This is a genomic window from Paraburkholderia sp. (assembly GCF_035656215.1).
Lineage (GTDB): Bacteria > Pseudomonadota > Gammaproteobacteria > Burkholderiales > Burkholderiaceae > Paraburkholderia.
Genome location: NZ_DASRSY010000402.1, coordinates 1 through 8,679 on the forward strand (window position 1 = coordinate 1; position 8,679 = coordinate 8,679).

At 61.4% G+C, this 8,679-nt stretch carries 10 protein-coding genes; 5 read left to right on the forward strand and 5 right to left on the reverse strand.

All coding sequences use genetic code 11. The annotated features are described in order from the left end of the window. Positions 1 to 84 precede the first annotated feature (84 nt). Positions 85 to 336 (reverse strand): hypothetical protein, encoded by a 252-nt coding sequence (locus tag VFE81_RS23540; RefSeq protein WP_325046889.1) that lies wholly within the window; start codon positions 334 to 336, stop codon positions 85 to 87. A gap of 372 nt (positions 337 to 708) precedes the next feature. Between VFE81_RS23540 and VFE81_RS23545 the strand changes: the two genes are divergently transcribed. Next, a complete protein-coding gene (locus VFE81_RS23545; RefSeq protein WP_325046890.1) occupies positions 709 to 1,233 on the forward strand; it encodes a DUF6496 domain-containing protein in 525 nt (174 codons plus the stop codon). A 68-nt stretch (positions 1,234 to 1,301) separates the two neighbouring features. Here VFE81_RS23545 and VFE81_RS23550 read toward each other — a convergent pair whose 3' ends face one another. Beyond that, positions 1,302 to 2,630, reverse strand: a complete 1,329-nt coding sequence (locus VFE81_RS23550) for an aspartate aminotransferase family protein (RefSeq protein ID WP_325046891.1) — start codon at positions 2,628 to 2,630, stop codon at positions 1,302 to 1,304. Between the two features lie 217 nt (positions 2,631 to 2,847). Here VFE81_RS23550 and VFE81_RS23555 point away from each other — a divergent pair, with 217 nt between their 5' ends. Then, positions 2,848 to 4,263: a PLP-dependent aminotransferase family protein gene (locus VFE81_RS23555; protein WP_325046892.1), complete on the forward strand. Its 1,416-nt coding sequence runs from the start codon at positions 2,848 to 2,850 to the stop codon at positions 4,261 to 4,263. A gap of 18 nt (positions 4,264 to 4,281) precedes the next feature. Here the strand turns inward: VFE81_RS23555 and VFE81_RS23560 are convergent, their stop codons facing one another. Then, positions 4,282 to 4,905 carry a LysE family translocator gene (locus VFE81_RS23560; protein WP_325046893.1) on the reverse strand — a complete coding sequence of 208 codons (624 nt, stop codon included), beginning with the start codon at positions 4,903 to 4,905 and terminating at the stop codon, positions 4,282 to 4,284. Between the two features lie 50 nt (positions 4,906 to 4,955). Here VFE81_RS23560 and VFE81_RS23565 point away from each other — a divergent pair, with 50 nt between their 5' ends. Both VFE81_RS23565 and VFE81_RS29025 read left to right on the forward strand, forming a co-directional pair. Beyond that, positions 4,956 to 5,228, forward strand: a complete 273-nt coding sequence (locus VFE81_RS23565) for a hypothetical protein (RefSeq protein ID WP_325046894.1) — start codon at positions 4,956 to 4,958, stop codon at positions 5,226 to 5,228. Positions 5,229 to 5,237: 9 nt separating this feature from the next. Further along, positions 5,238 to 5,633, forward strand: coding sequence for a hypothetical protein (locus VFE81_RS29025; RefSeq protein ID WP_414695644.1), 396 nt, complete (start codon positions 5,238 to 5,240; stop codon positions 5,631 to 5,633). Between the two features lie 157 nt (positions 5,634 to 5,790). On the opposite strand, the gene VFE81_RS23575 is transcribed toward VFE81_RS29025, so the two are convergent. After that, positions 5,791 to 6,540, reverse strand: coding sequence for a FadR/GntR family transcriptional regulator (locus VFE81_RS23575; protein WP_325046895.1), 750 nt, complete (start codon positions 6,538 to 6,540; stop codon positions 5,791 to 5,793). Positions 6,541 to 6,695: 155 nt separating this feature from the next. Further along, the gene (locus VFE81_RS23580; protein WP_325046896.1) at positions 6,696 to 7,655 is read right to left on the reverse strand and encodes a PDR/VanB family oxidoreductase; all 960 of its coding nucleotides are present in this window, start codon (positions 7,653 to 7,655) and stop codon (positions 6,696 to 6,698) included. Positions 7,656 to 7,912: 257 nt separating this feature from the next. Between VFE81_RS23580 and VFE81_RS23585 the strand changes: the two genes are divergently transcribed. Continuing rightward, positions 7,913 to 8,679, forward strand: a 767-nt coding sequence (locus VFE81_RS23585; protein WP_325046897.1) for a Rieske 2Fe-2S domain-containing protein, incomplete at its 3' end; no start/stop codon positions are given.

Genomic DNA, 8,679 nt, shown 5'->3' on the forward strand with positions numbered 1-8,679 from the left:
CCTTAGCGGCGTTTTTTGTCTGTACGCTTGCGGCGGCTAACGCCGTGGGCGTACAAAAAATTGCGGACGGCAAAGCAAACAAGCCTATTCCTCAGCATCGTGCTCAATAACAAACCGCTTCAAATAAGCCAGCACGGCGGCCTCCACCGCGCGGTGATCCGCCGTACTTTTAGACCCCGAATTTTCCTCATCGCCAAACAACGTGGACGGCGCATTATGCACATCCACTTCCTGGCCCTCACGAAACACGCGAATCTCGTGAACGTCTTCGGCGTACTCGGCAATCCAATGCACGCCTTCGATATGCGCGCCTGCGCGAACGGTAGGTATCTTCATGGACGTCTCCAGGAAACCTCGGCCTTCAGGTAGGGGAGAATGTCAAGGACGTCTCCCGTCGGGTCGGACCACGGCGCCAACCCTCGCTATCACCATACGCCGTCCAGGTCCCCGGCGCGAGCCTTGTCGGGCAATTTCCTGAAGTTTCGCTGCGCCGCAACGAGCTTCCCTGAGATTTCACCACGCTGTGTGCGGCGCTTCGGCGAACGCCCACGAATGCCCACGCGAATGCCCACGCGAACCCTCCCCGCGATAAAAGCGCGGCCATCTCTGTCAGACGGCCCATCCCGGCACGTTCGCCATCAGCGAGAGAACAGCCCCGGCACACGCGTTGCTGCACTTCAAACGCCAACTTCTAACCGGAGGACTGTCATGCCCGAACAGAAAACCATCAAGCGTGCCCAAGCCGACAAACGCGCCGGCAAGGCATCGAGTACCCAGGCCGGAGAATTCGTCAAGGAACAGGTCGATAAGGTGCGCGCCGGCAAGCACGGCGTCAGGTCGGCCAAGCAGGCGATTGCAATCGGCCTGTCGGAAGCGCGTCGCGCAGGTGTCGCCGTGAAGTCGCCGAAGAAGGGCTCCGCCAGTGAGGCAACCCGCAAGAAAGCGGAGAAGGACAAGGCCGCAGGCCAGCACAAGAGCTCGGCAAAGAAGAGTACGAGCAGCGAGTCGACGGCTAAGCGCTCGCGTGCGGTAACCAATGCATTGAAACGTGAAAGCAGCGCAGGTGCATCGCACAAGGCTTTGTCGAAGCAGACGAAGTCGGCAGCGGCCAAACGTCCGGCCGCCAGCCGTTCGGCAGCAGCGAAGAAGGCCGCCGCGACGAAGGGGGCTTCAGGCCGCTCGGCTGCAGCAAAAAAGGCCGCGCTCACAAGAGCTTCGCGCGCGCATCACTAACGGCGCGCGCTCGACGGACGGCGGCGCAAGCAACCGATACACATAAGCGCCGCCGCCTTTCCTGCTTTTTACTGCACCGTTGCCAGGACGTCGCCCACCGTCTTGAAGATATGCGCGATCTGCTCCTCGTCGATGATGAGCGGCGGCGAAAACGCGAGGATGTCCCCGGTAAAGCGCACCAGCACGCCCGCCTCGAAGCACTTCACGAACGCTTCGTAAGCACGCGCGCCCGGCGCACCGTCGCGCGATTCGAGTTCGACGCCGGCAATCATGCCGAGGTTGCGAACGTCCTTCACGTGCTTCGCGTTGCGCAGCGAGTGAGCGGCGGCTTCGAACTTCGGCGCCATCGTCGCCGCGCGCTCGAACAGGCCTTCGCGGCGATACAGGTCGAGCGTGGCGACCGCGGCAGCCGCTGCGGCCGGGTGGGCCGAATACGTATAGCCGTGGAACAGTTCGATCGCGCCCTGTGCGCCACCGTTGACGATCGTGTCGTGGATCGTGCGGCTCGCGGCCACTGCGCCCATCGGGATCGCGGCATTGTTGATCGCCTTGGCCATTGTGATGAGGTCCGGCGTCACGCCGAAGTATTCGCTCGCCGTCGCCTTGCCGATGCGGCCGAAAGCGGTAATCACTTCGTCGAAAATCAGCAGGATGCCGTGCTTCGTGCAAATCTCGCGCAGCTTTTGCAGGTAGCCTTGCGGCGGAATCAGCACGCCCGTTGAACCGGCCACCGGTTCAACGATTACCGCGGCGATCGTCGAGGCATCGTGCAGCGTGACGATGCGCTCGAGTTCGTCGGCGAGATGCGCGCCCCAGGCGGGCTGGCCTTTCGAAAACGCGTTGTGTTCGAGGTTATGCGTGTGCGGCAGGTGATCGACCGCCGGCAGCAGCGCACCGGAGAAGGTCTTGCGGTTCGGCGCGATACCGCCGACCGAAATGCCGCCGAAGCCCACGCCGTGATAGCCGCGCTCGCGGCCAATCAGACGCGTGCGCTGGCCTTCGCCGCGCGAACGGTGGTACGCCAGCGCGATTTTCAGGGCGGTGTCGACCGATTCCGAGCCGGAGTTCGTGAAGAAGATGCGGTCGAGGCCGTTTGGCATCAGTTCGGCGACTTTCGTGGCCGCTTCGAATGCCAGCGGGTGACCCATCTGGAAAGTCGGCGCGAAATCGAGCGTCGAGAGTTGCTCGGTGATCGCGGCGACGATTTCGTCGCGGCCGTGGCCGGCGTTCACGCACCAGAGGCCCGCGCAGCCGTCGAGCACTTCACGCCCGTCCGTCGTGCGGTAGTACATACCCTTGGCCGATTCCAGCAGGCGCGGCGCGGCCTTGAACTGGCGGTTGGCGGTGAAGGGCATCCAGAAAGACGACAGGTCGTCGATGACGGGGCGCGAAGTCATGGTTTTCTCCTCGAAGTGGTAGCGAAACTGTAGCGTCCGCGGTTTAATGGCGGCATAAACAGTTGACGCAGTGTGGTGCTAACTGTGTTGGTGAAATGGCGATAACTGTGTCGATCACGCGGTGACGCAATTCGGCGCTTTAACTGGCGCATGCCTCGCCAGCTTCATCTATTTGGCAACTTAGCCGGCCGTCGAGACCGGCCTTTCAGCCCGGATCATGATCGAACTACAACTTGAGCGCGACCGACGTGCCGCTCCCACGCTCGTCGAGCAGGTCGTGCAAGGCTTCGAGCGCGCCATCGAGGCGCAGTCGCTGCGCGCCGGCGCGCTGCTGCCGTCGGTGCGGGCGCTAGCGCAAAGCCACGAACTGAGCACCTTCACGGTCACCGAGGCGTACAACCGTCTTGTTTCAATGGGTCTCGTGGTGGCGCGGCGCGGTTCCGGTTATCGCGTGGCGGCGCGCGCGCAGTCCGCCAGGGTCGCCCCGACCGACTGGCAACCGCCGAGCCTGACGGCGACCTGGCTGCTGTCCGACGTGTTCGCCGACCATTCGGTGCCGATCAAGGCGGGCGGCGGCTGGCTGCCGAACGAGTGGATCAACGAGACGGGTTTGCAGCATGCGCTGCGTGCGATGAGCCGGGTGCCGGCGGCGCGTCTCGGCGACTACGGGCATCCGTATGGCTTCGCGCCGTTGCGCGAGCGGATTGCCGAGCAACTCGACCGGCGCGGTTTGCCGGTGGACGTCTCCAACGTGCTGCTTACGCAAGGCGCGACCCAAGGGCTTGATCTGATCGTCCGGACGCTGTTGCGCGCGGGCGACGCCGTGATCGTCGAAGATCCGGGTTATTGCAATCTGCTGCAGATTCTCAAGCTGGCGGGGCTGGTGGTGCATGGCGTGCCGCGCACGCCGGCCGGTGTCGATACGGACGTGCTCGAAGCGCTGGTCGCGCAGCACAAGCCGAAGGCGATTTTCGTCAACACCACGCTACAGAATCCGACTGGCGCGACCTTCGGCATGTCGGCGGCGTTCCGTCTGCTGCAGATCGCCGAGCGTCAGCGCATGTGGGTGATCGAAGACGACGTCAGCCGGGAACTGGCACCGTCCGGCGCGCCTTTGTTCGCCGCCATGGAAGGCTTGCAGCGCGTGCTTTACGTTGGCGGTTTTTCGAAGACGGTGACGCCGGGGCTGCGCTGCGGCTATGTGGTCGCCGAGCGGGCGGTGTTGCGCGAACTGGCGCGCACGAAGATGGCGGTGGGATTGACCTCGTCGGAAGCGATCGAGCGGATCGTCGACAAGGTGTTGCTCGAAGGGCGCTATGCGCGTCACGTGGAAGCCGTGAATGAGCGGCTCAAGCTCGCGCATGCGACCGTCGAAGAGCGGCTCGATTCGCTTGGCCTTGAACTGTTTCACCGGCCGCGAGCCGGCCTGTTTCTGTGGGCGCGCCTGCCGATCGAAGCCGAGCGTGCCGGCGAAGTGGCGACGGCGGCGCTCACGCACGGCATCTGGCTCGCACCCGGCTCCTATTTCCGTCCCGACGATGCGCCGAGCGCCTGGTTCCGTTTCAACGCGCCGTACTCGACCGACGACGCGTTATGGCGCTTCATCGAGCGAGTCGGGCAGGGCGCGATCTAGCTGCACTCAAGCTTATGCTTAGGCTGAATGGCCGAGCAGCTTCAGCGCGATCGGATACAGCGAGAGCACCAGCAGCAGCGCCATCGCCACATTGAAAATGCGCAACCGCTTCGGGTCCGACAGCACGCGCCGCATCGCGGTGCCGAAACCGGCCCACAGGCAGATGCACGGAAAACCGATCACGTAGAAGATCACCGCCATCGCGACCGCGTTCATGCTGGTGCTCTGGCTGAGGTGGATCGTCGTTGCGGCGGTCAGCACCATCATCCACGCTTTCGGATTGACCCACTGGAAGGCGATGGCTTCATGAAACTTCATGGGCCGGCGATCGCCTTTCTTGACCTTCAGTTCACCCGACGTGCCGATTTTCCACGCGAGATACAGCAGGTACGCGACGCTCGCGACTTCGAGCACCGTGTACAGCACGGGAAAATGCACAAAGGCTTCGCCCAGACCAATCCCGACCGAGAGCATCAACAGCACGACCCCGGCGCTGATGCCGGAAAGATGCGGCAGCGTGCGGCGAAAGCCGAAGTTGACGCCCGAGGCCAGCAGCATGGTGTTGTTCGGGCCGGGCGTGATGGTGGTGACGAGCGCGAACAGGATGCCGGCGGGCAGCGCGCTGAGGCTGAGGTAAGACATGGGTGGCTCCGGTGTCAGTCGATACGACCGTTGGAGCATTCTAGCGAACCATGCCGGTACAGTACCTATACGGTTTTCGGGATGGTGTCCGGTACGGATGGGTAGGTGGGGTTGGCATCGGAAGTGGCTTTTCAGACGGCGTGTTTGTGCTGCGCGATCGTGCTCATGCGACTGCCGTGAATCGCCCAGGCTGGCTGCGCGCGCTGTTGGCCGGCCTCATCAAAATTTTTCGCAACCGGTTTTTTTCGCATCCTGTTCGGACCGCCGGAGCTGTTTTTGTTGCGCAAGGCGTGGCGCTCTCGCACGGGCTGAAATCAATTTAATTAGTATGATTGAGTAAATGGCGGAATAGACATGTCAGGGATCGAGCAGGGAAGCGACAAGCGAAGCACTCGGCACCTGCGGAAGCGGCACCGGCCGTTAAGAGGGCAGCCAAAGCGAAGGGTTCGACAACCGCGGAAGCCGCACCGGTCAGCGCTCCCGAAGCAAAAAAAGCCAAGCAGCCGAAGAAAGAGAAAGTCGTGCGCGACAGCTTCACGATGCCGAAATCAGATTACGACCGGATTGCGGCTCTCAGGCAGAAGTGCCTCGACGCCGGCGTGTCGGTCAAGAAGAGCGAGCTATTGCGAGCGGGGTTGATGATGCTGGAGTCGGCCGCGCCGCAGCGCCTGCTTGCCGCGGTGTCGTCGCTCGAGACGGTGAAGACGGGGCGTCCCGCGAAGGGCTAAACCCGGCATCATGATTCGATGCAAGGCTTAGCTTGAGGCGTGCCCGCCCGGGCGGTGTCGGACTGCAGCGCATCCGGCTGCAATTTCTCGAGCCGCAGGGGCGGGTACGAAGCAGCATCATTACATCGCCATATTTCTGGAAGGTGACGGACGAAATTTATTCGTCGTCTGCCGCGTGTTGAGCGGCGGTGCCTGACAACACACGCGAACGGATCACTTTCACCCGTTGCTGCATGATTTCGCGTGCCTTGACGCCGTCTCGCGCTTCGATCGCATTCAGCACCGACTTGTGCGAGCGGATCACGCGTGCGGCGATCGCATGCGTGGTGTTCGGCGCGAGTAGCGGTTGCAACACAAAACGCAGCGCGCGGAATTGCGCGAGCAGCACCCGGTTGTGCGACGACTCCACAATCGCTTCATGAAAGCGCAGCGAGGCATCCGTGAACGCAAGCGGGTCGTCGCGCAGTTTGTCGAGTTCGGCCAGGATCCCGCTCAGTTTCTTGAGGTCTTCCTCGGTGGCGTTTTGCGCCGCAAGTTCTGCCGACGTGACTTCAATCGCCATTTGCGCGTCGAAGATTTCTTCGCCGGTGACGCCGATCAGATGCAATTGAATGGCCAGCGCGTCCGCGAAGCGCTCCGGATTGCCCTGCGCAATCCATGCGCCGCCTTTCGCGCCCATGCGGATCTCCACGATGCCGACTGCTTCGAGCGTGCGCAATGCGTCGCGAGCAGCCATGCGGCTCACGTTGAATTGGGCGGACAGCGACGTTTCACTGCCGAGGAAATCTCCCGTCTTGATCTGACCGGAAAAGACGGCTGCGCGCACTTGTGAAACGATGCGCCAGGATAAGGTTTCCGTCTGCACCGGTTCCCACAGCGGCGTAGTTTCGACAGTACCTTTTTTCAATTCGGATCTCCGGACCTGAGCGTTGCAACGGGTGAACCGAAGCCGCACGCACGAGAGGCGTGGTGCGACCCCGAAAGACTGATCGCGATGTTAGCATAGCCGTTGAATAATCATACGGTTATACAGTTAGCATGTGCACGCGGACTATCCACCGGTCACAAATCGAGCACCAGGCACTTGCTTTTGCTGCCCGAGCAGCAAATCATCATCGACCGGTTGGCCTCCTGTTCGCCCTTTGTCAGCACCATATCGCGATGGTCCGGCACGCCCGAGAGCACACGCGTTTCACAAGTACCGCACACACCCTGTGAGCAGGAATAACTGACATCGACACCTTCGTCGATCAGTGCATCGAGAATCGTCTTGCCGGCGCTCACTTGAATCAGGCGCCCTGAGCGTGCGAGCTGCACGTTAAAACCGCCAGAAGTTGCGGGCGCCTCGCCTGCGGCGAAATACTCGACATGAAAACGTGCGCCGCTGCCACAGTTCGCAGCCGTTGCTTCGAATGCATTCAGCATGGCCGCCGGGCCACAGCAATAGAAATGCGTGCGCTCGTCGTGCTGCGTCAATACCGTGGCGAATTCAAGCCGCTTTCCACCCGGTTCGCCGTCGTGATGAAACTGTACCCGCGAGCCGTATTGACGCAACGCGCCGAAGAATGCGGTCGCCTCACGGGTTCGCGTGCAGTAGTGCAGCTCCCACGACTGCTCCAGCGCTTCCAGGCGCTGAATCATGCCCATGAGCGGCGTGATACCGATTCCTCCCGCGATGAGCACCGTATGCGCGGCGTCCTCGACCAGCGGAAAATTATTGGCGGGCGCGCTGATCGTTAGCACGGCGCCGACGCGCAGCGTCTCGTGTACCCAGGATGAGCCGCCACGGCTCGACGGATCGCGATTCACGCCGATCACATAGCGGTACGTGTCCTCCGGAGAATTGCAAAGCGAATAGCTGCGGATCATCCCATTGGGCAAATGAAGATCGATGTGAGCGCCGGCTGTGAAGCCTGGCAGCGGCGAGCCATCAAGTGCGTGAAATTCATACGTATTGATGGTGGGCGCCTCGTATCTGATCGCGCGAAGTTGCACCTGTAGCGTATCCATAGCCTTCTTCATGTTGACTCGTCCGGAGTTGTCTCGCCGCGCAGACGCAAATTCTGTTGCGCACGCTTCAATGTGTAATATATATTATCGAAACAGCGCCGGCAAGCGCGGAACGGAAGCTGATCGACAGATGAATACATTCATTAATGTATAATGTGTATTATCATTAGATCGATTGTGGAAGCGACAGGGATGACGGCCGGCCGAGGCTGCCGAAGCGTTTGTGTGTCCGACGCATCGGCCGAGCGATAACAATGGAGACTTGAAGAATGCTGTCCCAAGCGAAGAACGAACTCTTGACGAAGGTCGGGCCCGGCGAGCCAATGGGCGAACTGCTGCGCCGTTACTGGATGCCGATTGCCGGCGTAAGCGAGTTTGACGAAGTGGCCGTCAAGCCGGTGCGCCTGCTCGGTGAAGATCTCGTGCTGTACAAGGACCTGAGCGGCAATTTCGGACTGATCGATCGCCAGTGTCCGCATCGCCGCGCCGATCTCGCCTATGGTTTCGTCGAAAAGTGCGGACTGCGTTGCAACTATCACGGTTGGCTCTACGATCAGGGCGGAAAATGCACGGAGCAGCCGTATGAAGACGTTGCGAATCCGCAGTTGAAGCTGAAAGAGCGTGTGAAAATCAAGGCGTATCCGGTAGAGGAGAAGGCGGGTCTGCTGTGGGCGTACCTTGGGCCGCAACCTGCGCCGCTCGTGCCGAACTGGGAGCCGTTCTCCTGGAAGAACGGCTTCGTGCAAATCGTGATCTCCGAGGTGCCGTGCAACTGGCTGCAATGCCAGGAGAACTCGATCGATCCAATCCATTTCGAATGGATGCACAACAACTGGACCGCACGCCTGAATGGACAGACAGGCCCGTACTCGCCCGCTCATAAACAGCTCGATTTCGATGAATTCGATTACGGGTTTATCTACAAGCGACTGCGCGGCGACGCGGACGAAAACGATCCGCTCTGGTCGATCGGCCGTGTGTGCCTGTGGCCGAATGCGTTTTTTCTCGGTGAGCATTTCGAGTGGCGCGTGCCGGT